Annotated in this window: 20 protein-coding genes; 4 read left to right on the top strand and 16 right to left on the bottom strand. The window is 69.1% G+C overall.

Going from position 1 to position 22,369, the window contains the following annotated elements; all coding sequences use genetic code 11:
* Nucleotides 1-4 precede the first annotated feature (4 nt).
* Nucleotides 5-679, top strand: coding sequence for a cysteine hydrolase (locus tag AB5I40_RS06610; protein WP_370940467.1), 675 nt, complete (start codon nt 5-7; stop codon nt 677-679).
* On the opposite strand, the gene AB5I40_RS06605 is transcribed toward AB5I40_RS06610, so the two are convergent.
* The 8 genes from AB5I40_RS06605 to AB5I40_RS06570 all read right to left on the bottom strand — a co-directional run bounded on the left by AB5I40_RS06605 (nt 657) and on the right by AB5I40_RS06570 (nt 10,372).
* Complete coding sequence (locus tag AB5I40_RS06605) at nt 657-1,529, bottom strand: helix-turn-helix domain-containing protein (RefSeq protein ID WP_370937524.1); 873 nt, start codon at nt 1,527-1,529, stop codon at nt 657-659. The two genes, AB5I40_RS06610 and AB5I40_RS06605, sit on opposite strands and share 23 nt — an antisense overlap.
* Nucleotides 1,530-1,598: 69 nt before the next feature.
* Entirely contained in the window at nt 1,599-2,504 is a 906-nt protein-coding gene (locus tag AB5I40_RS06600) for an alpha/beta hydrolase (protein WP_370937523.1), read from the bottom strand.
* 509 nt (nt 2,505-3,013) lie between these two features.
* A complete protein-coding gene (locus tag AB5I40_RS06595) occupies nt 3,014-4,162 on the bottom strand; it encodes a DUF3644 domain-containing protein (protein ID WP_370940466.1) in 1,149 nt (382 codons plus the stop codon).
* A gap of 104 nt (nt 4,163-4,266) precedes the next feature.
* A complete protein-coding gene (locus AB5I40_RS06590) occupies nt 4,267-5,058 on the bottom strand; it encodes an N-acyl homoserine lactonase family protein (RefSeq protein WP_370937522.1) in 792 nt (263 codons plus the stop codon).
* A 20-nt stretch (nt 5,059-5,078) separates the two neighbouring features.
* The gene (locus AB5I40_RS06585; RefSeq protein ID WP_370937521.1) at nt 5,079-6,173 is read right to left on the bottom strand and encodes a zinc-binding dehydrogenase; all 1,095 of its coding nucleotides are present in this window, start codon (nt 6,171-6,173) and stop codon (nt 5,079-5,081) included.
* Nucleotides 6,166-7,728, bottom strand: coding sequence for a class I adenylate-forming enzyme family protein (locus AB5I40_RS06580; RefSeq protein WP_370937520.1), 1,563 nt, complete (start codon nt 7,726-7,728; stop codon nt 6,166-6,168). Before AB5I40_RS06580 ends, AB5I40_RS06585 begins: the two co-directional genes overlap by 8 nt.
* A 29-nt stretch (nt 7,729-7,757) precedes the next feature.
* Complete coding sequence (locus tag AB5I40_RS06575) at nt 7,758-8,909, bottom strand: CaiB/BaiF CoA transferase family protein (protein ID WP_370937519.1); 1,152 nt, start codon at nt 8,907-8,909, stop codon at nt 7,758-7,760.
* Between the two features lie 11 nt (nt 8,910-8,920).
* A complete protein-coding gene (locus AB5I40_RS06570) occupies nt 8,921-10,372 on the bottom strand; it encodes an aldehyde dehydrogenase family protein (RefSeq protein WP_370937518.1) in 1,452 nt (483 codons plus the stop codon).
* A gap of 79 nt (nt 10,373-10,451) precedes the next feature.
* On the opposite strand from AB5I40_RS06570, the gene AB5I40_RS06565 reads away from it, so the two are divergent.
* Entirely contained in the window at nt 10,452-11,045 is a 594-nt protein-coding gene (locus AB5I40_RS06565) for a TetR/AcrR family transcriptional regulator (protein ID WP_370937517.1), read from the top strand.
* 6 nt (nt 11,046-11,051) lie between these two features.
* Here the strand turns inward: AB5I40_RS06565 and AB5I40_RS06560 are convergent, their stop codons facing one another.
* The 8 genes from AB5I40_RS06560 to AB5I40_RS06525 form a co-directional block, all read right to left on the bottom strand.
* Nucleotides 11,052-12,002 carry an alpha/beta hydrolase gene (locus AB5I40_RS06560; RefSeq protein WP_370937516.1) on the bottom strand — a complete coding sequence of 317 codons (951 nt, stop codon included), beginning with the start codon at nt 12,000-12,002 and terminating at the stop codon, nt 11,052-11,054.
* Between the two features lie 131 nt (nt 12,003-12,133).
* Nucleotides 12,134-12,865, bottom strand: a complete 732-nt coding sequence (locus AB5I40_RS06555) for an SDR family NAD(P)-dependent oxidoreductase (RefSeq protein WP_370937515.1) — start codon at nt 12,863-12,865, stop codon at nt 12,134-12,136.
* Nucleotides 12,866-12,872: 7 nt separating this feature from the next.
* Nucleotides 12,873-14,258 carry an MmgE/PrpD family protein gene (locus tag AB5I40_RS06550; protein WP_370937514.1) on the bottom strand — a complete coding sequence of 462 codons (1,386 nt, stop codon included), beginning with the start codon at nt 14,256-14,258 and terminating at the stop codon, nt 12,873-12,875.
* On the bottom strand, nt 14,255-15,094 hold the full coding sequence (locus AB5I40_RS06545) for a mycofactocin-coupled SDR family oxidoreductase (protein ID WP_370937513.1): 840 nt from the start codon (nt 15,092-15,094) through the stop codon (nt 14,255-14,257). The genes AB5I40_RS06550 and AB5I40_RS06545 overlap by 4 nt, the downstream gene beginning before the upstream one ends.
* A gap of 109 nt (nt 15,095-15,203) precedes the next feature.
* Complete coding sequence (locus tag AB5I40_RS06540; protein WP_370937512.1) at nt 15,204-16,016, bottom strand: IclR family transcriptional regulator; 813 nt, start codon at nt 16,014-16,016, stop codon at nt 15,204-15,206.
* A gap of 55 nt (nt 16,017-16,071) precedes the next feature.
* On the bottom strand, nt 16,072-16,746 hold the full coding sequence (locus AB5I40_RS06535; RefSeq protein ID WP_370937511.1) for a nitroreductase: 675 nt from the start codon (nt 16,744-16,746) through the stop codon (nt 16,072-16,074).
* A gap of 209 nt (nt 16,747-16,955) precedes the next feature.
* Nucleotides 16,956-18,350 (bottom strand): MmgE/PrpD family protein, encoded by a 1,395-nt coding sequence (locus AB5I40_RS06530; protein WP_370937510.1) that lies wholly within the window; start codon nt 18,348-18,350, stop codon nt 16,956-16,958.
* 17 nt (nt 18,351-18,367) lie between these two features.
* Nucleotides 18,368-19,831 carry an aldehyde dehydrogenase gene (locus tag AB5I40_RS06525; protein WP_370937509.1) on the bottom strand — a complete coding sequence of 488 codons (1,464 nt, stop codon included), beginning with the start codon at nt 19,829-19,831 and terminating at the stop codon, nt 18,368-18,370.
* A 157-nt stretch (nt 19,832-19,988) separates the two neighbouring features.
* On the opposite strand from AB5I40_RS06525, the gene AB5I40_RS06520 reads away from it, so the two are divergent.
* Nucleotides 19,989-21,158 carry a CaiB/BaiF CoA transferase family protein gene (locus AB5I40_RS06520; RefSeq protein ID WP_370937508.1) on the top strand — a complete coding sequence of 390 codons (1,170 nt, stop codon included), beginning with the start codon at nt 19,989-19,991 and terminating at the stop codon, nt 21,156-21,158.
* Between the two features lie 20 nt (nt 21,159-21,178).
* On the top strand, nt 21,179-22,072 hold the full coding sequence (locus AB5I40_RS06515; RefSeq protein WP_370937507.1) for a CoA ester lyase: 894 nt from the start codon (nt 21,179-21,181) through the stop codon (nt 22,070-22,072).
* Nucleotides 22,073-22,369: the final 297 nt, after the last annotated feature.

Genomic DNA, 22,369 nt, shown 5'->3' with positions numbered 1-22,369 from the left:
CGTGATGCTGCCGGACGCGCTGAGCGGGCGCTGGTACAACTCCCCGGCGTTCGACCCGGACGACCCGTGGGCCGATTTCGCGCCGCGGAGCACGGCGGTCGTGCTCGTCGACCTGATCAACTGGCAGGCGCACCGCGACGGGTTCAGCGCACGGGTGGCCTCGGGGGACTACAAGACAGCACGGTGCGAGAACGTCGTGGTCCCGGCGCTGTCGCGGGTGCTGGCCGCGGCCCGGGATGCGGGCGCGGCGATTGTCCATTCGAGACTGGCCAGCCGTGCGGCGGATTGTGCGGACATCGTCCCGGCGTTGCGGGCGTATGTGCGGGCGGCGGAGGCGTGGGAAGGAAACTGGGCCGCGGAACCTCTCGACGGACTTCACGCGCCGGGAGACCTGCTGGTCACGAAGTCCGGCTCGGGTGCGTTCGGCAGCTCGGATCTCGACCAGGTGCTGCGGAACCTCGGCGTGCGGACGGTGCTCTACGCCGGCGTGGTGACCGACCGGTGCGTCCTGCTCACCGCCGCGGCCGGATTCGATCTCGGCTATCAGCAGTACCTGCTGACCGACTGCACGGCCGCCTCGACCGCCGGGGACCAGGCCGCGGCGGAGCGGCTGATCAGCGGGTACCTGGCGCGGCCGGTCACCGCGGCCGAGGCGGTCAGGGCGTTCGAGGCGGGCTGACGGACGGGTCCGCGGCGGGTTCCGCGTGGGTCTTGGCCCAGCTGGCGAGCAGAAGGAGGGCGGCGTGGTCGCCGGGCGGGGCGAGGTAGCTGTAGAGGCTGAGCCCGTCGGTGCCCGGGATCGCGAACCCTTCGTAGCGCAAGGTCAGGTCGCCGACCACCGGATGCCGGAACTGCTTCTCGCCGCGGTCGTGGGTCCGGACGTCGTGGCGGGCCCAGCGGGTCTTGAACTCGTCGCTGCGGGTGGCCAGCTCGCCGATCAGTTCGGTGAGCTTCCGGTGGTAGGGCGCGCGTCCGGCTTCGGCGCGCAGCAGGCAGACCGCGTAGTCGGCGATCAGGCCCCAGTCCGGGAAGAACTCGGCCGAGCGGTCGTCGAAGAACACGTACCGGGCGAGGTTGGGCGTGCCGGGGGCACGGTCGTAGGCGTCCGCGTACAGCGCGCGGCCGAGATCGTTGGCCGCGACGAGGTCGAGGCGGCCGTTCTGCACCAGCATGGGCAGGTCGGGCGTGCGGTCGAGCATCAGCAGCACGCCGTCCGGGACGCGGTCGGGGGCGCGCCGGGCGCCGGTGCGGGGCCGGGCGCGGGCGAGGCCGAACAGATGCGCCGTCTCGACGTCGTTCAGCAGCAGTGCCCGGGAGATCGCGTAGAGCACCTCGTCGGAGATGTCGCCGGCGCGGCCGCGTTCGATCTGGACGTAGTAGTCCGGGCTGACCCCGGCGAGCGTCGCGACCTCCTCGCGCCGGAGCCCGGGCACCCGGCGACGTCCGGACGAGGGCAGCCCGACCTGGTCAGGCGTCACTTTCGCCCGGCGGGAGACCAGGAACTCCTTGAGATCCGTCGCCACGCTCATCCTCCACACGGTAGGCGGTCCGGCCGGTCCGGGGGAGGGGACGACAGCACCCCCCGCCCCGGCGGCGGGTCAGAGGTTCTCGCGGTAGAACGGCACGAGCCGCTCGAGCGCGATCTTCACCGGCTCCGGCTTGTCGTAGAGGTCGTAGTGCGACCAGCCCTCGGCGACGACGAGTTCCTTCTTCTCCGACCGGGCGCGGCGGACGATCTCCAGGCCGTCCCGGTAGGACCCGAACGCGCCCGGCTTGTCGCCGACGACGACCAGCAGCGGCTGGGTCAGCAGCACCTCGGCGCGGTTGAACGCGTCCCAGCCGACCGCGGTCGCCTGGTGCGAGAACAGTGCCCGGTTGAGCCCGTGCGGCTTGCGGCCGCGGTCGCTGCGGTAGTACTCGGTGGCCTCGTACACGTCGATCTCGGTCAGGCCGAGTTCCTGGGCCTTCTCCGGCGACGGCGGCAGCAGGTCGTCCACGCGCAGTTCCGCGCCGCGGGCTTCGGCGGTGCGCTGCGCGGCCATCGCCTCCAGCGCGGCGATCGGGTCGTAGTTCGTGAACGACTCGTGCATCAGCCGTCCGTAGTTCGCGCCGGCGACGGTGCCGAGCGCCTTGATCCGGCGTTCGGTCATGGTCGCGTTCACCGAGTAGCCGCCCGCGCCGCAGATCCCCAGCACACCGATCCGGTCCTCGTCCACATAGGACTGAGTGACCAGGTAGTCGATGACGTAGCTGAAGTCCTGCACGCGCAGCGTCGGGTCTTCGATGAACCGCGGTTCGCCGCCGCTGGCGCCCTGGAAGCTCGCGTCGAAGGCGACGGCGACGAAACCCGCGTCGGCGAGCGCGGTTCCGTAGACATTGCCGGAGGTCTGCTCCTTGCAGCTGCCGATCGGATGCGCGGTGATGACGACGGGGTACTTCTTGGTTTCGTCGAACTCCGGCGGGAAGTACACGTCCGCCGCGATGTCCCAATAGAGCGCTTTCACGCTGACTTGCTCGATTTTGCCCGGCACAGTCTCTCTCGCTTCCTTGGTCGGTTCCCTTCGGTGCTTTCCACGCTACGAACCTCGGCCGCGGTGAGGGAGGGGCTGAGAGCACCCCTTGCGCGCCCGCTGGCCTGCCTGCCGCCGAGGCAGGGGAACCGAATCGGCCTGGCACCAAGGAGATTGCCACGATGAGCGACCACCGCGACCACCACAGCGGCGGGGCGTCGGGCCAGCGTCGGCGGCACCGCTCCGGCTGCGGATTCAGCCACCCAACGGGGTTGTCTTCTCCGGCGTGAATCTCCGGGGCAGGCGGAGGCTGTTGAAGGATCGTCAGCGCCGGCAGGCCACCTGCGCGGCGACCGAGCTGGGCTCGGCCATCGTGCCGATTGCGCCGCGGGTGCGCGAACGGCGTGACGCGCTGAGCGCAACAACCCGTCCATGACACGGTGCAGCGGAGGCTTGGGCGGACCTTCACTCTGGAGTGTCAGCGATGGCGATCGCAGGCGACGTCAGGCTGAGCGCATCGCATCCATGTCCGGAGGCTCCTGTGCGGTCGGCGAGGCCGATCGTTTCCAGGGCGGTGTCGCGGTGAGCGGAGACGGTCCCACCCAGTCGCCGGTCACCTTGTCTCTGGGGACCGTCCCGAGTAAAGCGCGGAAGCCTGCTTCGGTTGCGCATTCGCGGGCAAGTTTGGCGATGTAGGCCTCGGTGTAGCCGTAATCGCCGTGTGGCTCGTCGTAGAGACAGTAGCTTTCGATCGTCCTCTCGGGATGCGGATCTCCGACCAACGGTCGCACACCGAGCTTCTTCCAGGCTGTGGTGAATAGATTTGTGTTGAATATGAACGGTATCCGGTCCTGGATCGCTCGTGCGGCCTGTGCCGGCCGGAGCAACCCGTGTCCGACGACGGGTCGTTTGTGTTCGCGGACGACGACGTAGCCTCTTCTGCCGATCGCCTCGACGGTGGCTCGTTGTTCCTCAGTGAGGTCGTCGTAGCGGGTGAACTGGACCGCGAGTGCGTCCGGGTCTTTGGGCGCGAGTTCCTGGAGCACTCGCAGCCGGAAGTCGTATCGCGGGTCCTGAGTGACGGAGGCATCGAGGCCGGCGTCATAGTCGGCGATGAAGGTCCGCAGTGGTGCGGGCAGCCGCGAGCGCAGCCGTCGCAGGGTACGCTCGCCCTCGTCGGTGAAGCTTCCGACAAAGACCGGGAACCGCAGGCGGGTGGCGAGGGACGAGCCGGTTCCGAATTGGCCAGTGAGCTCCTGCTCGTAGTTGAGCAGAAGCGCTTGGCTCTGGCCGCTCACGGAGACCGCGAGTGCTCGCTGTTCGCGGGCGTACCGGTGTTCGATCTTGTTGCGCAGGGCGACGAAGAATTCCAGGTTGGCCCGTTCCGGAGCGGCTTTGTCAGGCCAGCGGTGCCGCACACAGGTGGCCAGCTCCCAGCGCTTCGGTTCACCGTCGACCCGTTCCAGCCGTTTTGCCCGTCCCCGCATGCGCCAATACCGGAAGTCGATGCTGTCCCGGGTGAGTTCGGCGTGCAGGAGGTAAAGCCAGGCGAGGTGCATGTGAACGACGAAGCCTTCGAAGGAACGGACCTCCGAGGAGTCGTTGTACAAGCGCACGGCGAGCTGGGCTTCATCGCGAGAAGCGTCGACCATGTGCAGGAATCGCGGTCGCGGTGGCATGCGATGAAGGTCGGGATTGTGTCACCGGCTGTTACTGGGCTGCCGTATTCGTGGCCCGACGCGGCCGGCTGGCTGGGTCAGGCGACCTGCCGTCCGTTGGGCCGGTTGAGTTCCCAGTCGTCAGGGTCGTGGTTGACCCAGACCGTGGTGTCCGGCCTGCTGGCGAGCAGCTTCAGCTTGCGCAGGCCGGTTTCCTTGTCGGGGTTGGAGACGTCCAGCGGCATGCCGGTGGTCTGCTCGATGTTGCTGCGCAGGTGGGCGGCGTCGCTGCTCAGGACGATCTGCTTGCCGTCGGGCAACCGCACTTGCAGTCCGAGCGTGCCGGGGGTGTGGCCGGGCAGGGACAGGATCGTCACGCTGCCGTCGCCGAAGACGTCATGGTCGTAGCCGCGGGGGACTTCGAGCCAGTCGATCCGGCTCGCCGCGTCGAGGTCGTGTTCTCGGAACATGGCTGCGTCGAGTGCGCGTGGCGTGCGGGCGTAGCGCAGTTCGTCGGCTCCGAGGAAGCCTTGCGCGCCGGGGAACAGGTCGAGGCCGCCGGTGTGGTCGAAATGCAGGTGCGAGATGACGACCTGCCGCACGTCCTTCGTGGTGAAACCGATCGACTCCAGCTGGGTGTCCAGCCGATGGTCTTCGGGGAATCGGATGTCGAAGGCTTCGGCGAGGGGGCCGTAGGCGCGGGCGGGGTCACCGGCGGCGGTGCTGTCTAGTCCGGAGTCGAACATGAGCAGGCCGAGGTCGTGCTCGATCAGGAAGGTCGGGATCGGCACGGCGAGCGGGGTGCCGCCGGTGCCGAGCTGGAACAGGCCGCAGTCGGTGGCGATGGTCGGGGCGTCGAGCGCCCAGAGGTGTTTGACGGTGCCGGACACGGAGGTCTCCTTCGGGCTGTTCAGGCGAGGACGACGGCGCGGGCGCCTTGTTCCGCGGCGCAGTAGTCGACGGCTTTGGCGATGTCGGTGAAGGCGAAGGTTTCGGTGACCAGCTGGTCGAGGTGCAGGGCACCGCTGCGGTACAGCTCGACCAGGCGCGGGATGTCGCGTTTGACGTGCGCTGAGCCGTACAGGCAGCCCTTCACCGTCTTGCCCGCCATGACGACGTTGCCGAAGACCTCGTCGATGCCGACGCCTGGTCCGGCGCCGACGAGGACCGTCGTGCCGCCGCGGCGGGACATGGCGATCGCCTGCTGCACGGTTTCGTGTCGTCCGGCCACCTCGATCACGACGTCCGCTCCGCGACGTCCGGTGCGGGCTTGCACCTGCTTGACGACGTCGGGGCCCGCGGTCAGGGTGTGGGTGGCGCCGAGTTCGGCGGCCAGCGCCAGGCGGTCCGCGTGCACGTCGATCGCGATGATGGTGGTGGCTCCGGCGATTCGGGCGCCTTGCACGGCGTTGAGGCCGACACCGCCGCAGCCGACGACGGCGACGGTGTCGCCCACACGCACTTCGCCAGTGTGGACGGCGGCGCCGAATCCGGTGAGGACACCGCAGCCGAGCAGGGCGGCGGAGGCGATCGGGATGTCGTCGGGGATCTTGATCGCGGCTCCGGCGGGCACGACGGTCCGTTGCGAGAAGCTGCCCAACCCGCAGAACTGGCGGACAGGGGCGCCGTTCAGGCTCATCCGGGTGCTTCCGTCGACCATGGTGTGCGCGCCGAGCATGGTCCGGGGACGGCCGCACAGGTGCTGTTCGGCTCGCTGGCAATAGAAACAGCTTCCGCAGCTGGCCAGCCAGGACAGCACTACGTGGTCACCGGCTTTCAGGTCCTCGACGCCGGCACCGACCTCGACGACCACGCCCGCGCCTTCGTGGCCGAGGACCAGCGGTACCGGCGCGGGGAGCTTTCCGGTGAAGACGCCCACGTCGGATTGGCACACGCCGGTGGCGCGTACTTCGACGACGACCTCTCCGGGGCCTGGATCGGCCAGCGTGATTTCGGTGATCCGGAGGGCGGAGCCCGCCTTCTCGAGCAGCGCGGCTTCAGTCATTTCGCTTGCCTCCATAAGTTGTGCGGAGAACGCTCTTGAGGACCTTTCCGCTGGCGTTGCGCGGCAGGTCGTCCACGAAGTGGAAGTGTTTGGGGACCTTGTATTTGGCCAGTCGTTCCGTTAGCCATTGGCGTACGTGCTCGGCGTCGACCGGGCGGCCTTCGGCGGGCACGATGATCGCGGCCCCGGTCTCGACGTACCGGGGGTCGGGGACGCCGATCACCGCGGCGTCGGCGACATCGCGGTGTCCGGTCAGGACCATCTCGACTTCGGCCGGGTACACGTTTTCGCCGCCGCTGCGGTACATGTCCTTGCCCCGCCCGGCGATCGTCAGGAAGCCGTCTTCGTCGATGCTGCCCAGATCGCCGGTGTGGCACCACCCGTCGACGAAGGTCGCTTCGGTGGCGTCCGGAAGGTTCCAGTACCCGATGCTCACCCCGCCGCTGCGGACGCAGATCTCGCCGACTTCTCCGCTGCCGGTGAGAGTTCCGTCCGGCCTGATCACCTTCACCTCGGTCATGGCCTGCGGGCGGCCGATGCTGCTTTCGCGGCCGCGCGCCACCGCGAATTCCAGGCTGGTGCTCACCGCGCCGCCTTCGGTGAGGCTGTAGGACTGCACCAGTTCGACGCCGGGGAGCCGACGTTCCATCTCGTCGTAGATCCACGGCATGACGACGTCGCCGCCGGTGACGATCCGGCGGAGGGCGGCGGGGACGAGAGTTTCGATCGCGTCCATGTGCAGCAGGTCGGCGAGCATGAAGGGATAGAGGAGCATGGACGTGGTGCCGTTGTGCCGGGCGACTTCAAGGAACCGTTCGCAGGTGAAGTTGCCGGAGGGGAAGGTGACCGCCGTGCCGTGTGCGAGCAGCGCGGGCAGCAGCAGCACTTCGAAGCCGCCCGCGTGGAAGAGCGGTCCGCTGGTCTGGGCGACGGTGCGCTCGTCGATGCGCCACCGTTGCGCCTGGACGGAGCCGATCCACAAGGCGTTGCCGTGGGAGAACAGCACACCCTTCGGCCGCCCTGTCGTACCGGACGAGTACATCAGCGAGACGGGGTCGTCGGCGTTCAGTTCGGGGAAACCGGAGGCGTCGGACTCCTCGGCGGCGAACACCGGCAGGGGAGTGGCCCAGTCCGGGCCAGCGCCGGTCGAGTGGCGTGAAACATAAGTGGTGACCGCGATGCCGTCGCGGAGGTTCTCGATCACCGGCGTGAACTCGGCGTCGAACAGCAGCAGGCTCGCGCTCGAATCGCTCAAGGCGAACTCGAGTTCCGGGCCGGTCAGCCGCCAGTTGAGGCGAACGGCGATGCCGCCCACCCGGCCGATCGCGAGGTACAGCGCGATGTAGTCGGCACAGTTGCGCAGCAGGAGCGCGACCCGGTCGCCTTTCCGCACGCCCGCTCGTTGCAAGGCACGGGCATAGCGCAGTTCCCTCGCCCGCAGTTCCGTCCAGGACACCGCGGGTTCGCCGCCCAGGACGACGGCCGGGCGGCCGGGGTCGATCGGCGGCAGTTGGCCCGCGATCGAATCGGTGACGTAGTTGAGGCTCATCCCCATCGATGACTCCCGTGTCTCGCGTCGGACGGCTAAACGATCGCTCCGGATGCCCGCAAAGCGGTCACCTCTTCCGCGGTCAGGCCCCAGTCGAGCAATGCGGTGCCGGTGTCGGCCCCCGCGGGAACCGCCGGGCCTTGGACCGCACCCGGGGTTCGGCTGAACCGCGGCGCAGGAGCGGGCTGCAGCACGCCGTCGACCGGAACGAAGCTCTTCCTGGCCGCCGCGTGTTCGTGACGCAGTGCCTCGTCCAGGTCGAGGACCGGTGTCGTGCACGCTTCCCGGCCTTCGAACCGGGCTTCCCACTCGGTGCGCGAACGAGTGCGGAAGACAGCGGCGATCGTCGCGTGCAGCGACGGCCACTCGGCGCGGTTCCATTGGCGCGCGGCGAGTTCCGGTGCCAGTTCGAGGACAGCGAGCAACTCGGCGAAGAACTTGGCCTCGATCGCGGCGACAGCCATCCAGCCGCAGTCGGCGGTCTCGTAGACGGTGTAGAACGGCGCGCCGCCGTCGAGAGCGTTGCTGCCACGCTCGGGCGTGAGCATCCCGGCTTGGTGCTGGCCGTAGAAGACGCCGCCGAGCAGGGCGATTCCGTCCAGCATCGACGCGTCGACGACCTGGCCGGGGCCGCCGTTACGGGCTTCCCACAGGGCGGCCACCAGGCCCATGGCGAGCATCAGCCCGCCGCCGGCGTAGTCGCCGAGCAGGTTGAGCGGGATCGCCGGCGGTCCGCCCGCTGGTCCCATCGTCGCGAGCAGGCCGGACGTCGCGAGGTAGTTGAGGTCGTGTCCGGCGGTCTGGCTCAGGGGACCCTCCTGGCCCCAGCCCGTAGCCCGCCCGTAGACCAGGCTGGGGTTGCGTGCGAAGCAGTCCTGCGGGCCCACGCCAAGCCGCTCGGCGACTCCCGGGCGGTTGCCCTCGATGAGGACGTCAGCCTGTTCTGCCAGCCGCAGCACCACATCGACGCCTTCGGGGTGCTTCAGGTCGACCGCGATCGAGCGCCGTCCCCGGTCGTTGACGAAAGCCGGTTGCCGCCCGTTGGCGGCGCCGAGATCGGTGCGCATCGTGCCCACGGCAGCTGGCCGGTCCACCCGCAGCACTTCGGCGCCGAGATCGCTGAGCAGCATTCCGCACCACGGCCCCGGCCCGATCCCGGCGAGTTCAACGACCTTCAGCCCCGCCAACGGCCCCGCCCTCACGCGGCACCGACGAGGATCTGCTTGAGCTCGGTGAAACCGAGAATCCCTTCGGGGCCGGACTCACGACCCCAGCCCGACGCGCCGACCCCGCCGAAGGGAGCGCTCATCGCCGGACCGAAGGAATTGACCGCCACCGCCCCGGCGCGAATCCGGCCCGCGATTTCGATCCCTGCCTCGACATCAGCGGTGTACACCGCACCCGACAGCCCGAACTCGGTGGCGTTGGCCAGCCGGACGGCGTCGTCGAGGTCGCGGTACACCTGCACCGCGGTCACCGGCCCGAACACCTCGCGCCGCACCAGTTCGGCGTTCTCGGCGACGTCGGTGAAGATCGTGGGCTGGTGGAACCACCCGGTCTCCAGCCCGGCGGGCCGTCCGCCGCCGGTGACGAGCCGGGCGCCGTCCTGCCTCGCCCGGGCGACGAAACCTTCGGTGCGGCGCAGAGCCGCCTCGTTGACCAGCGGGCCGATGTGCGTCGCCCGATCGAGCGGATCACCGATGACGAGGCGTTCCCAGGCGGACTTCAGCCGCTCGACGACCTCGTCGTGCCGACGTTCGGAGACCAGGATCCGGGACAGCAACGCGCACACCTGGCCCGCCCCGTTGGTAGCGCCGGGCACGAGCGCCCGCAGCACCTTGTCCAGCGGCGCGTCGTCCAGGATCACCGCCGGCGACTTCCCGCCCAGTTCCAGTTGAGTGCGCGCGTACCGGCCGTGCGTGACCGCGAGGACGTCCTGCGCCGCCGGGTGCCCGCCGGTCAGCGAAACCAGATCCACCCGGGAGTCCCGCGTCAGTGCCTGCCCGACGGTGACCGGTCCCGACACGAAGTTCACCACTCCGGCGGGAAAACCGGCTTGCTGGGCGCATTCCGCCACTAACGCCATCGTCAACAGGGATTCCGGTGCTGCCTTGACGATCACGGGGCACCCGGCGAGCAACGCCGGAACGACCTTGGACGCCACCGTCACCACCGGACCGTTGTAGGGCAGCATCGCCGCTACGACACCGGCGGGCTCCCGGCGCAGGAGGACATCGCCGAGTTCCGAGGGCTGGCGTCGTTCCCGCAGCATCTCCTCGGCGCCGTCGAGCGCGGATCGCCACGAGGCGAGAGTCCCGAACCGGTGCAGCGCCTTGCCGTGCCGCACCGGCATTCCCGCCTCGACGGCCCAGGCCACGTCCAGATCGGCCGCACGCCGGTCGACGTTGTCCAGCCAGCGGGCGCACGTCGCGACCCGGTCGGCCAGGGGAGTGGCGGCCCACGCTCCACGGGCGGAGAAGGCGGCATCGACCGCCGCGGTCGCGTCGTCTTCGGAGGCCTGCCGTGCCGTGCCGACCGGACTCGCGTCCGACGGAGACACGATGGTGTGCCCGTCTCCGGTCGCCGGCCGCCATTCGCCACCGACGAAGACGTCGTCGGTGTGCGGTACCCGTACGCCTGCCGCTTCCACGATTCTCCTGACCGCTAGATTCCCTACAGGTGAATAGATAATATATTGTGCGTTCAGATCGGGCAAGCGAGGAGGCCGGGTGAAGGACGCGAGCGGCACCGAGGCCCGCGCGACGCGCAAACGCGCCGAGCGGGTCCGGCTCATCGAGCACACCGCCGCCCGGCTTTTCGCCGAGCGCGGCTACGAGGCGACGAACTTCGAGGACATCGGCGCGGCCTTGGACCTGCGCGGCCCCAGCCTCTACCACTACTTCTCGTCGAAGGAAGAGCTGTTCCTCCGGTGCATGGAGCACGCGGCCGCGGAGGTGTTCCCTCGGCTCGTCGCGATCGCGAAGTCGGAACACCCGCCACGGGAAAGGCTGAGGCTGATGTTCCGGGAGGAAGCCGTGCTCGCTCTTCGCGAGTACCCGGAGTTCATTCCGCTCTTCCTCAAGGTGCGGGTCCCGGTCGCGGCGCTGGAGTCCCGTCGCGACGAACTCCGGCGCGAGCAGACCATGATCTTCCGGGCCGTGGCGGACGAGCTGGCCGAGGACCTGCACCTGACCTTGAATCTGGCGCTGGGCGGACTGGCGCTCATCGGCGAATGGTTCGACCCGGAAGACCGGCTCGGCGTGGACGAGTTCGCCGAGTCGGTGTCCCGCACTCTCGTCGGGCTGTTCGGGGGCGGTGGGTGAGCCGCGTCAGGCAGCCTGCCCCAAGTGCTTGCGGTAGAACGGGATCAGCGCGTCGAGCGCGATCTTGACCGGCTCGGGCTGGTCGTAAAGGTCGTAGTGCGAGTAGCCCTCGGCCACGACGAGCTCACGGTCCCGCGATGCCGCGATGCGGCCGTACAGCTCCGTCCCGTCGCGGTAGGAACCGAACGCGCCCGGCTGGTCTCCGACCACGATCAGAGCCGGCTGGGTCAGCATCGTCTCGGCGCGAAGGAACGCGTCCCAGTTCAGTGCCTGGTTCAGCGAGCCGAAGTTCATCCGGGCGACGCCGTTGGGCTTCCCGCCCCGCCCGGTCTTGTAGTAATCCGTGGCTTCGACGACGTCCCGGTCCGTAGCGCCTGCTTCGCGGGCCGCTTCGGGGGAGGCCGGCAGCAGTTCATTGACCTGGACGTCGCCGCCGCGGGCCTCCTCGGTGCGCTGTTCGCCGACCTGTTCGAGCAGCTTGACCGGGTCGAACTCGCTGAAGCCCTCCTGTATGAGACGGCCGTAGTTCACCGGCACGACCGCGCCGAGCGCCTTGATCCGGCGTTCGAGCATCGTCGCGTTCGTGGCATACCCGCCACCGCCGCAGATGCCGAGGACACCGATCCGGTCCGCGTCGACGTAGTCCAGCGTCACGAGGTAGTCGACCACGTGGGAGAAGTCGGCCACGCGCTGAGTCGGGTCTTCGGTCCACCGCGGCCCGCCGCCGCTGTCGCCCTGGAAGCTCGCGTCGAAGGCGATGACGACGAAGCCTTCTCGCGCCAGCGCCGGGCCGTAGACATTCCCGGCGGTCTGTTCCTTGCAACTGCCGATCGGATGGGCGCTGATGACGGCAGGGTAGGTCTTGTTCTCGTCGAAGCCCGGCGGCAGCAGCAGGTTCGCCGCGATGTCCCAGTACGGGGCTTTGACGGTGACTTGACGGGTCTCGATCTCGCTCATCAGCCTCTATCTCCTCGGGCGGTGGCTTCCGTGAGTTCGAGCCTGCCCGGGTTCGCCTCGTCGAGACAGACGCTCCTGTTCGGGGGTACTGGCGACCCCTGGCTGAGCGCGCCTCAGCCAGGGGTCGGGAGCTACAGGATCAGATCGCCGCCGTTGATGTCCACCGTGGCCCCGGTGATGTAGTCCGACTTCGGGGAAAGCAGGAACAGCACCAGTTCGGCGATGTCGGAGGTCGTGCCGATGCGCCGCAGCGGAGTGGCCGCCCGGGCTGCTTCCCGTTTCCGCTCGTCGACGGAACCGCTCAGCATCGGGGTTTCCACCAGCCCGGGCGCGATCGCGTTGACGTGCACGTTGTCCGGAGCCGCTTCCAGCGCGACTTGGCGGGTGAGGCCGAGCAACGCGGCTTTGGAAGCGGAATAGTGCGCGCCGGCGAAGTTGGCGAGGGTCCGCCCGGCTCGCGAGGAGACGTTGACGATCTTGCCGGACCGCCGCGCCTTCATTCCGGGCAGTGTCTCGCGCATCCAGTGGAACGCGCCGGTGACGTTCACCCCCATCAGCCGTGCCCAGTCGTCGTCGGTGATGGTCTCGACCGGCCGGGTGACGCTCACCAATCCCGCGCCGTTGACGAGCAGATCGATCTGCCCGGCGTCCGCGACGACGGAGGCGGCTGCGGCGCGCACGGAGCGGGGGTCGGCGACGTCGCACTGGACCGGGACGATGCCCGGTGCGGATTCCGAAGCCGGTTTGAGGTCGACCGCGAAGACGGATGCTCCCGCCTGGGCGAGCCGGGACGAGATTTCCGCGCCCATGCCCCGGCCGGCTCCGGTGATCACGGCGACTTTGCCGGTGAATTCTTCTGTCATGAGTCCGTCAGTCTTCCGGTGTCAGGGGCAGCAGCAAGGCCGCCATCACGTCGTCGACCTTTTCCAGCGCCAGAACATCCTGGATCATCCGGTCAGCCGTCGAATCCTCGAGCGGCAGCACCGAGAACGGCAGGCACATCCGGAACTTGTCGATGAAGTCCTGTTCGCTGAAGGGGTTCTTCGGATGCCCCTTCACATAGACGTGTTCGGTGGCGATCACCCGCCCGTCGCGCAGGGTCGTGGTGAGCCGCGCGCCCCAGTCGGAAACGGACGGATCCTCGACGGCGGAGATCCGGGTCATCAGCTCCCGCACCTCCGGACGCCGCCGCGCTTCGTCCGAATAGGACTGTACGAACACCCGTCGGTCGAAGGCGGCAGTGGCCACGGCGTAGGGAAGGCTGAACTGGCATTCCGGGACGGTTTGCGGTTCCCACTTCTTTTCGGTCGGCTCGCACACTGCCCGCCAGCCCGAGGTCGAGACTGCGATGTGGGCGCTCGCGATGTCGGCGGCGGCGAACTCGTGCGTGCGCATCTGCTCGATGATGCCGTCGATCGAAGAGTGCGAGAAATAGCAGGCGCTGTAGCCCTTGGTGGTGATCTGAGTCGCCGTCCAGTCCTTTCCGAGACCGCGGGTCAGCGCGTCCGGATCGGTTTCCCAGCGCGCCGTGCGCAGAAAACCGTTGGGTCCGGTCAGCACTTCCTGCCGGGGCCCGGTGATGCCGCGGCGAGCGAGCAGGCACGCGGTGATCGCGGATTGGCACACGAGCCCGTGGTGCACGCGCACCATCAGCGTCGCCGGTGCGTAGATGCCCATCGTGTGCGGCTGCGTCATCGTGCGGGCGATGCCCTGGGCGTTCTCCAGCTCCTCCTGGGAGAATCCGAGCAGACTGCCGACCGCGGCGACAGCTCCGAAGATGTAGTGCCCGCCGCAGTCGTTGTCCTTCACCGCTTTGCTGATCACCCGGTACGCCGATCCGATGCGGATCAACGTTTCCTGGCCGATCACCAGTGCGGTCAGGAACTCCGCGCCCGTGACGTCCGACCGCAGCCCGGTGGCGGCGAGCAAGCTCGCGACGATGTACTCGCTGACGTGCCCGGCTTCCTCGTGCAGATCGCCGCAGTCCATCGCCCTCGGCATCGGGCCGATGGCCAGCGCGGCTTCGGCGGCGGGCACGCGTCCGCCGTAGAACGGCAGGGGCGTTTCCGGTTTGCCGCCCTTGTCCCGCACCAGGTCCGCGATGGCCGGGATGCCGTCCATTCCGGACCCGCCGATCAGGACCGCCATGCAGTCGAGCAGGGTATGTTTCGCGTGCCGGACGACGTCTTCGGGAAGGTCGGCGCAGGTCGTCCGCGCTGCGAACCGGCACAGCGCGCGCATGGGGTCCTCGGTCATTTCAGCGTCTGCCCCGCGTCGATCTTCAGTTCGAGCCCGGTCACGTAGCGCGCTTCGTCGGAAGCGAGGAAGGCCACCGCGTTGGCGACGTCCTCGGGCTCGACCCACGGCACGTCCATGACCGGGATAGTCGCGAACCGGTCCTTGACCCGGTCGGCGGTGCGTTCCGCTTCCGGGAGGTCCGGTGCGAACAGCGCGTACGTTTCGTCGTTGTGGATCAGTTTCGTGTTGACCGATGTCGGCGCCACGCAGTTGACCCGGATCCCGAACGGGGCCAGCTCCAGTGCTTGCGTCTTCATCAGGCCGACCACGCCGTGTTTGGCCGCGACGTACGGCGAAAGGTTCTGCATTCCCTTGATCGCCATGGTCGAGCTGGTGAAGATCATCGACCCTCCGCAGCCCTGGTTCTTGAGGATCGGGATCGCCGCTTTCGCGGTGTGCCACACGCCTTTGAGGACCACGTCCTGAGTGGTCTGCCATTCGAGGTCGGAGATCTCTTCGCTCAGCCCGTACGACCAGATCCCGGCGTTCGCGACCACCACGTCGAGGCGTCCGAGCTGTCGCACCCCGTCCTCCAGCGCGGCCTTCAGCGCGGCGTAGTCGCGCACGTCGACCTGCGCGGTGACCACCGAGCGTCCCAGACTTTTCACCCCGCGCGCGGTTTCCTCGAGGTCCGCGGGCGTCGCTGGCGGCGCCACGTTGGTCTCCACCGGCGCGGCGATGTCGACGGCGATGATGTCCGCGCCGTCCCGCGCCAACCGCAGCGCTTCGGCGCGGCCTTGCCCGCGCGCCGCTCCAGTGACGAACGCGACCTTGCCTGCGAGTTTTCCTGGCATGCGCCCAGCTCCGTTCTCGACTCCGTTGTCCGGCCCCGAGATTCGTCCGGTTCGGCCGATGCGGGAAGGGTGTTTCTCGGCTGCCGAGAAACAGCCGGTGCGATGAGTCTCAGCCGAGTTCGATGGCTCGCCGGATCTGGCGCAGGAGCAAAGCGATCCGCGGGTCGGGCGAGTGGAGCCGGTACGCGCGGGAGATGCCGCGGGCAGTGGTGTGCAGCGCGGGCAGCAGTTCGGCGGCCGCGTCGGCGGCGAACGGGACGGTGACGGACAGGGCGGCGAGCGCGGTGCGGTCGTCGGCGAGGATCGGGACGGCGATGCCGGTGGAGTCAAGGGAGATCCAGCGGCGCGCGACGACGTGCCCGACCCGGCGGGCCTCGTGCACGATCCGGGCCACCTCGGCGCGGTCGACGACGCTGTGCTCGGTGAAGCGGACGATCTTGGCGGAAGAGAGGATCTCGTCGCGCACGCCCGGCGGGGCGAACGCGACGAGCACGATGCCGGGCGACGAGGACAGCGCGGGCAGCCGGACGCCGGGCTGGGTGACATTGGTGGCGCCGGCCTGGCGTGCGGACAGGGTGTCGACGTTGAGCACGTCGTTGTGGTCCAGTACCGAAAGCAGCGTCGGCGCCTGGACGACGGCGCGCAGATCCTCCAGGTAGGGGAGAGCGCTCTCGCGCAGCGTCGGCAGCCCGGCCGAGCGGGCCGCGATCTCCCACAGCCGCACTCCGATCCGGATCCGCCGGTCGGCGTCGCGCTCGAGGATTCCCAGCCGGGTCAGTTCCGCCACGATGCGGTGCGCGGAAGGCACCGGAATCCCGGTGCACCGGGCGATCTCGGACGCGGTGCGCGCGCTGCCCGTGTCTTTCACCGCCTCGAGCACGCGCACGACCCGCTCGATCATCGACTCGCCGCGCGGAGACATCCGCCCCGCCTCTTGCTGCGCCTGGGGGCATTCTCCTGAAGTACGACGGCCGGGGTCATTCGTCGGCCCAGGTCACCACTTCCTCCAGCGGCGCGCGAGCGGTGCGGTAGCTGTTCGTCGGATGGTCCTCGTCGGGGTAGCCGAACGAGATGCCGAGCAGGATCTTCCGGTCGTCCGGGATGTCGAAGTGCTGCCGGATCAGCGTGGCGTGCCCGGCGAGCGCGGCCTGCGGGATCGCGCCCAGCCCGAGGCTTTGCGCCGCCAGCAGGAAGGTTCCGACGTACAGCCCGCTGTCGACGGCTCCGTAGAGGTCGTGCACGGCGTCGGTGGTGACGATGGCGACGTGCGGGGCGCCGAAGAAGCGGAAGTTCTCGAACGCTTGCCGGGCGGATGCTTCCCGGTCGCCGCGTTCGATGCCGACGGCTTCGTACAGTTGCCAGCCGCTGGCGCGGCGCCGTTCGCGGTACACGCCGCGGTATTCGGCGGGCGGGGCGAAGTCGAACTCGGCCGGGTTCTCCCGCGCCCACTCGGTCATCGCTTTCCGGAACCGTTCGGTCGCCGCGCCGCTGGTGACGATCACCTGCCAGGGCTGGGTGTTGCACCACGACGCCGTCCGCTGCGCGAGCGACAGCAGCCGCTCGACGACCGGCCGGGGCACCTGCCGGTCCTGGTAGGCGCGACAGCTCCACCGTGCGACCAGCAGATTCTCGAGTGCCTCGTCAGGGGTCATGCCCGCCAGTCTAGCAATAATATAAAAAATATTTCTAGACCGGTGCAGGATGCGATGCGGTGCCGGGCTCGATCGGAGACTGCGAGTTTCGGGGCGATCGAACGGTTCGCGTCGCCCGGCAGACCGGCGGCAAGGCGGTCATCGAGTCTTGTGGCAGGCAAGCGAAAAGCGGCGGCGGAGGCTGAGGCCCGCCGCCGCTTTTCGCCGATTCAGGCCCGCAGCAGCTTGGCGAACTCGGCGGCCGGCTGGTCGAGGTCGCCGTCCTTGATCGCGTGCAGCAGTGCGGCCCGCTGGTCCTCGCTCAGCGCCGAGGACAGCACGTCGTGGAACTTCGCGTCCAGATCCGCCTGCGACATCGGGTTTTCCGCCGTCCCGGCGGGGTTGTCCACGAACACGTGCTCGCCCGTGCCGTCCTGATAGGTCACCGTCAGGTCCGCGACCCAGCGCCCGGGGTACTGCTCGTCCAGGTCCGGCCGCACCTCGATTTTCACCTTCCGGGCCAGCGCGGCGACGTCGCTGTCTTCGCCGAGGTCCAGTTTCCCGGCCAGGTAAGCCTGATGCGTCGAGAACCCGTTGCCGCGCCCCAGCGCCGACAGCGCGAACTGGAACGGGAGGCTGTACTGGAGGTGCTCGATGATCTTCGGCGCATACGCGTTGCGGTTCTGGTTGCCGATCACCACGTCCCCGCCGGTCTGGATGCCCAGCAGCACCGACTCGATCCGGTCCGCGTCTCCGGCCAGCTGCCGGGCGCCGTCGATGTAGGCGTGGTTGATCCCGCAGCAGCAGTAGGGCTTGAGCCAGACGCGGGAGATCTCGAAGGTCTCGCCGAGCCCGAAGGCGGCCGCGTGCTCGTCGCCGACCTCCACTGCGGCGAAGGTGCGGAAGAAGCCCTTCGAACCGGTCAGGAAGGTGGTCGGGCCGGTGATCCCGGCTCCGGCGAGTTCGGCCGCGCGGATGCCCCCGCGGGTTCCGATGCCCGAGTGCACGCGTTTGATCGAACCGCCGCCGGAGGTGTACTCGGTGGTGCCGGAGGCGTGGCTGAGCGCGATCGAGAGCGCGTGCCCGGTGGTCTCCAGGTCGAATCCGCGCAGTTTGGCGACCACCGCGGCGGCGCCGAAGGTCGACAGCAGGCCGTGCGGATGGAACCCGCGCACGAGGAGGTCGGGGTTCGCCAGCTTGCCGATCCGGGTGTAGACCTCGTATCCCGCGACGATGGCGGTGAGCACGTCGCGCAGGTCGGAGCCGAGTTCTTCGCCGACGGCCAGGGCCGCGGAGATCACGCAGCTGCCCGGATGCGCGGAACTGGACCGGTGCGCGTCGTCGTACTCGAAGCCGTGGCCGAAGGTGGCGTTGAGGAACGCCGCGTCGGCCGCGCTCATCGCGTCGCCGGTCGCGACGACGTGCGCGTTTCCGGGGACGTGTGCCGCCCTGGTCGCTTCCAGCACGGCTTGGCTCCACGGCAGCGCCGCGCTGCCCACCTGGAGGGCGAGCTGGTCCTGCAGCAGCCGACGGGTCCCGGCGACGGCTTCGGCCGGGATCGCGTCGAAGGTCAGGTCGGTGACGAGCCGCGCCGCGGCTTCTTCGACGGGAGAGAAGGTACCCACAGTGGTTGCCTTTCCGATCAGGAGAGGGGGAGGCCGTAGGACTTGAGCTCGACGTAGGCGTCGAAGCCCTCGGGGCCCGCTTCGCGGCCGATGCCGCTGTTCTTGAATCCGCCGATCGGCGCGGTGAAGCCGACCGGGTTGCCGTTGACCTCGACGGTGCCGGTGCGGATCCGCCGGGCGACCGCCAGCGCGTGCTCCGGGTCGGCGGAGAACACCGAACCGTTGAGGCCGTAGTCCGAGTTGTTGGCGATGGCGACCGCCTCGTCCTCGGTGTCGAAGGCGTGCACGGTCAGGACCGGGCCGAAGATCTCCTCCTGGGCGATCTTCGCGCCCGGATCGACGTCGGCGAACACGGTGGGGGAGACGTACCAGCCGCGCTCCAGCCCGTCCGGCCGTCCGCCGCCGATCAGCAGCGACGCGCCGGATGCCTTGCCGTCGGCGAGATAGCCCTCGACCCGGGTGCGCTGCGCCGCGCTGGCGAGCGGGCCGATCTCGGTCGCCGGGTCGAACGGATCGCCGACCGGCATCGACCCGATCAGGTCCACCAGCCGGTCGTGGAGTTCGTCCCGGCGCGAGCGGGAGACTACGATGCGGGTCTTGTTGCTGCACACCTGGCCGGTGTTGCGCAGCGACACGGCTCGGACGGCGGCGATCGCGGCGTCCAGGTCGGCGTCGTCGAGCAGTACCGCCGCGGACTTGCCGCCCAGTTCGAGCGTGCAGCGGCGCAGGTCCTGGCCGCACAACGCGCCGATCCGCCGCCCGGCCGCGGTGGAGCCGGTGAACGACACCTTGTCCACGCCGCGATGCCGGACGAGATATTCGCTGACTTCCCGCCCCGCCGGGACGATGTTGACCACTCCGTCGGGCAGCCCGATTTCTTCCAGGAGATGGCCGAGGAGGTACGCGTCGAGCGGGGTTTCCGGCGAGGGCTTGAGCACCATGGTGCAGCCGGCCAGCAGGGCGGGCGCGAGCTTGATCATGGTGATCAGCAACGGTGCGTTCCACGGCACGATCGCGGCGACCACCCCGACGGGCTCCCGCGTGACGAGTGCGTGGCCGGTCGCGGACCGGCGGGTGTCTTGCCACGGGTAGTCCGGCGCGAGATCGAGGAACGCGTCGAGCAGCAGTCGCGGGCCGATCGCCTGCATCTTCGTCGACAGCGTGATCGGGCAGCCCATCTCGGCGCTGACCAGCTGCGCGATGTCGGTCTCGTGCTCGGCCAGAGCGGCGCTGAGCTTGCGCAGCACGGCGATCCGCTCTTCGAGCGGCAGGCGGGGCCACGGGCCGTGGTCGAACGCATGGCGCGCTGCGGCGACTGCCGCGTCCATGTCCGATTCAACGCCGTCGGCCACCCGGGCGAGGACTTCCTCCGTGGAAGGGGAAACCACGTCGAAGCGCCGGCCGGACGCCGGGGCCGTCCACCGCCCGCCGAGGAAAAGCTTGTCGTAGTGGCCTTGCCACAGCTGGGGCTGTGCGGGCATCGGGGCACGCTCCTTGCTCGTCCGAGGGAGACCGGGTCAGCATACATAATATAAAATATCTAAACTAGAGGCGGCGGCGAACGGAAGCGCCTTGACTCGCGACGGGCCAGATAATATAAAATATTATCGCAGTGCACCCTCACCGAAGGCGGGCGACATGCAGCACAAGCCACTCGACGGCATCCGGATCCTGGAGATCGGGGGCTACATCTCGCTCCCGTTCGGGACCTCGATGCTGTGCGGCCTCGGCGCCGAGGTGGTGAAGGTGGAGAAGCCGGTCGTCGGCGAGGACTTCCGGCGCCGGATGAACAACGAAAGCCCGTACTTCCGCCAGTACAACGCGGGCAAGCGCAGCCTTTCGGTCGATCTCAAGACCGCCGAGGGGATCGACCTGGTCAAGGCGCTGGTGCCGCGCTTCGACGTGGTGCTCGAGAATCTCCGCCCCGGCAAGCTCGCCGCCATGGGCCTCGGTCCCGACGAGTGCCGGGAACTGCGCCCGGACGTCGTCTACGGCTCGGTCACCGGGTTCGGCTCCACCGGCCCGCTGGCCGACCGGCCCGCCTACGACACGATCGGGCACGCGTTCGGCGGGCTGTACTCGCTCTTCAGCGACGACGGGCGGCCGCAGCTCGCCGGTGGGCTGAGCGCGGACCTGGTCACCGGGCTGACGACGGCGGCGGGCGTTCTCGCCGCGCTGGTCGGCAAGCTGAAGACCGGGCAGCCCCAGCGGATGGAGACCTCGATCATGGAGGCGGTCAGCGTGCTCACCGCCGACGGCATCACGCAGGCCTTCGAACTCGGCCGCGATCCCAGCCGCACCAGCAGGCACCCGCAGGCGCAGAACTTCTGCGTGCCGACCTCCACAGGCGAGTACCTCGCGGTGCACCTGTCGTCGTCGCAGAAGTTCTGGCAGGCGCTGTGCCGCGCGCTGGAGCGCACCGATCTGCTCGAGGACCCGCGCTTCGCCGAGTACCGCCCGCGCGAGGCGAACTACTTCGAGCTGGTGCCGATCGTCGAGGCGGAGTTCGCGCGCAAACCCAAGGAACATTGGGAGCGCGTGCTCACCGAACACGACGTGCCGTTCGCGCCGGTGCTGTCCATGACCGGCTACCTCGACCACCCGCAGGTGCGGCACCTGGACATCGCCGACCATCAGCCGGACGGTCTCGCGCTGCTCCGGCCGCCGTGGACGTTCGACGGCGTGCGCCCGGACCGGTCTTCGGTCGCGGCGACGGTGGGCGCTGACTCCCGTGCGGTCGCGAGCGAGGTGCTGGCGGCCGAAGACGTCGAAAAGCTGTTCGCGACCGGCGTCCTGTACGAATCCTGAACGATTACTGGAGAACTTCGATGAAGCCGTACCGTTCCATGCTCTTCGTCCCCGGCCACAAGGCTTCCTGGGCCGACAAGGGTCTCGCGTCCGGTGCCGACGCGCTGATCCTCGACCTCGAAGACTCCGTCCCGGTCGCGGAAAAGGAGAGCGCGCGTCCGGTCGTCGCGGAGACGATCGACCGGCTGCACGCGCAGGGGGTGCGTCCCGACGTGTGGGTGCGGCCCAACGCGTCGGTCAGCGGCATCCAGGGCGCGGACCTCGAAGCGGTCATCCGGCCCGGACTGGCCGGGCTGTTCCTGCCGAAGGTGTTCGACGCCGAAGAACTGATCCGCATCGACGCGGTCGTGTCGCACATCGAGGCGCGCGAGGGGCTCGAAGCGGGCAGTGTCGGGCTGATCGTGAGCTTCGAAACCGCCGTGTCGATGGCGCACTGCGAGGAGATCGCCGCCGCGACGCCTCGGGTGTCCAGCCTGCTCGGCGCGACCGGCCCTAGCGCCGACGTCGGCCGCGAGCTGGGCTTCGAGTTCACCCCGGCCGGCCTGGAGACGCTGTACCTGCGCAGCAGGCTCGTGCTCGCCGCCCGCGCGGCCGGACTGCACCACCCGGTGGCCGGGGTGTGGCAGGACATCCGCGATCTCGACGGGGCGCGCCAGTTCTGCGCGGACAACAAGCAGCTGGGCTACCGCGGCATGGTGTGCATCCACCCGTCGCATGTGGCGATCGCCAACGAGGTGTTCACGCCGACGCCGGAGGCGGTCGATCACTCCCGACGGCTGATCGAGGCGTTCCGCGCGGCGGAGGCGGCGGGCAGCGCGGCGGTGGACTTCGAGGGCCAGCACGTCGACATCGCGCACGTGAAGACCGCGGAGGGGATCGTCGCGCAGGCGGACGCGATCGCGGCGAACGCTTGATCTGTTGCCGGCTGCTTCCGGGGCGGTCCGCCTCGGCCGTTTCGAGGATCGTCGCGCGGGCGGAGACTAGTGCGGCGAATTCCCGGAAAGCACCAATGCCAGGAGCTTAAGGCGGCGCTGCGGGTGCGTTCGCGCCGCGTCCGCCCAGGTCGATGGTGTCGCCTGGCCGGGGATGCGGGGCGTGCGGTCCGTGAGGGCCACCCTGAAGGAATCAGATTCCCTCAGGGGTCCCCTCACGGACCGCAAGACATGGTCAGACGGGGAGGATCGGGCATTTCGGTGGCTGTGGCGTCTCTT

The sequence above is a fragment of the Amycolatopsis sp. cg13 genome (assembly GCF_041346965.1).
In the GTDB taxonomy this organism is placed as follows: Bacteria; Actinomycetota; Actinomycetes; order Mycobacteriales; family Pseudonocardiaceae; genus Amycolatopsis.
Note: the sequence above shows the minus strand (reverse complement) of the source record. Positions and strands in the feature narration are given on the sequence as shown.

Excerpts from the sequence above, each read along its gene's own strand:
- AB5I40_RS06610 (WP_370940467.1), top strand. The coding sequence starts at position 5 with ATGCTGCCGGACGCGCTGAGCGGGCGCTGGTACAACTCCCCGGCGTTC.
- AB5I40_RS06605 (WP_370937524.1), bottom strand. The coding sequence starts at position 1,529 with ATGAGCGTGGCGACGGATCTCAAGGAGTTCCTGGTCTCCCGCCGGGCG.
- AB5I40_RS06595 (WP_370940466.1), bottom strand. The coding sequence starts at position 4,162 with ATGGTCGACGCTTCTCGCGATGAAGCCCAGCTCGCCGTGCGCTTGTAC.
- AB5I40_RS06585 (WP_370937521.1), bottom strand. The coding sequence starts at position 6,173 with ATGACTGAAGCCGCGCTGCTCGAGAAGGCGGGCTCCGCCCTCCGGATC.
- AB5I40_RS06580 (WP_370937520.1), bottom strand. The coding sequence starts at position 7,728 with ATGGGGATGAGCCTCAACTACGTCACCGATTCGATCGCGGGCCAACTG.
- AB5I40_RS06560 (WP_370937516.1), bottom strand. The coding sequence starts at position 12,002 with ATGAGCGAGATCGAGACCCGTCAAGTCACCGTCAAAGCCCCGTACTGG.
- AB5I40_RS06555 (WP_370937515.1), bottom strand. The coding sequence starts at position 12,865 with ATGACAGAAGAATTCACCGGCAAAGTCGCCGTGATCACCGGAGCCGGC.
- AB5I40_RS06550 (WP_370937514.1), bottom strand. The coding sequence starts at position 14,258 with ATGACCGAGGACCCCATGCGCGCGCTGTGCCGGTTCGCAGCGCGGACG.
- AB5I40_RS06545 (WP_370937513.1), bottom strand. The coding sequence starts at position 15,094 with ATGCCAGGAAAACTCGCAGGCAAGGTCGCGTTCGTCACTGGAGCGGCG.
- AB5I40_RS06540 (WP_370937512.1), bottom strand. The coding sequence starts at position 16,016 with ATGTCTCCGCGCGGCGAGTCGATGATCGAGCGGGTCGTGCGCGTGCTC.
- AB5I40_RS06535 (WP_370937511.1), bottom strand. The coding sequence starts at position 16,746 with ATGACCCCTGACGAGGCACTCGAGAATCTGCTGGTCGCACGGTGGAGC.
- AB5I40_RS06525 (WP_370937509.1), bottom strand. The coding sequence starts at position 19,831 with ATGCCCGCACAGCCCCAGCTGTGGCAAGGCCACTACGACAAGCTTTTC.
- AB5I40_RS06520 (WP_370937508.1), top strand. The coding sequence starts at position 19,989 with ATGCAGCACAAGCCACTCGACGGCATCCGGATCCTGGAGATCGGGGGC.
- AB5I40_RS06515 (WP_370937507.1), top strand. The coding sequence starts at position 21,179 with ATGAAGCCGTACCGTTCCATGCTCTTCGTCCCCGGCCACAAGGCTTCC.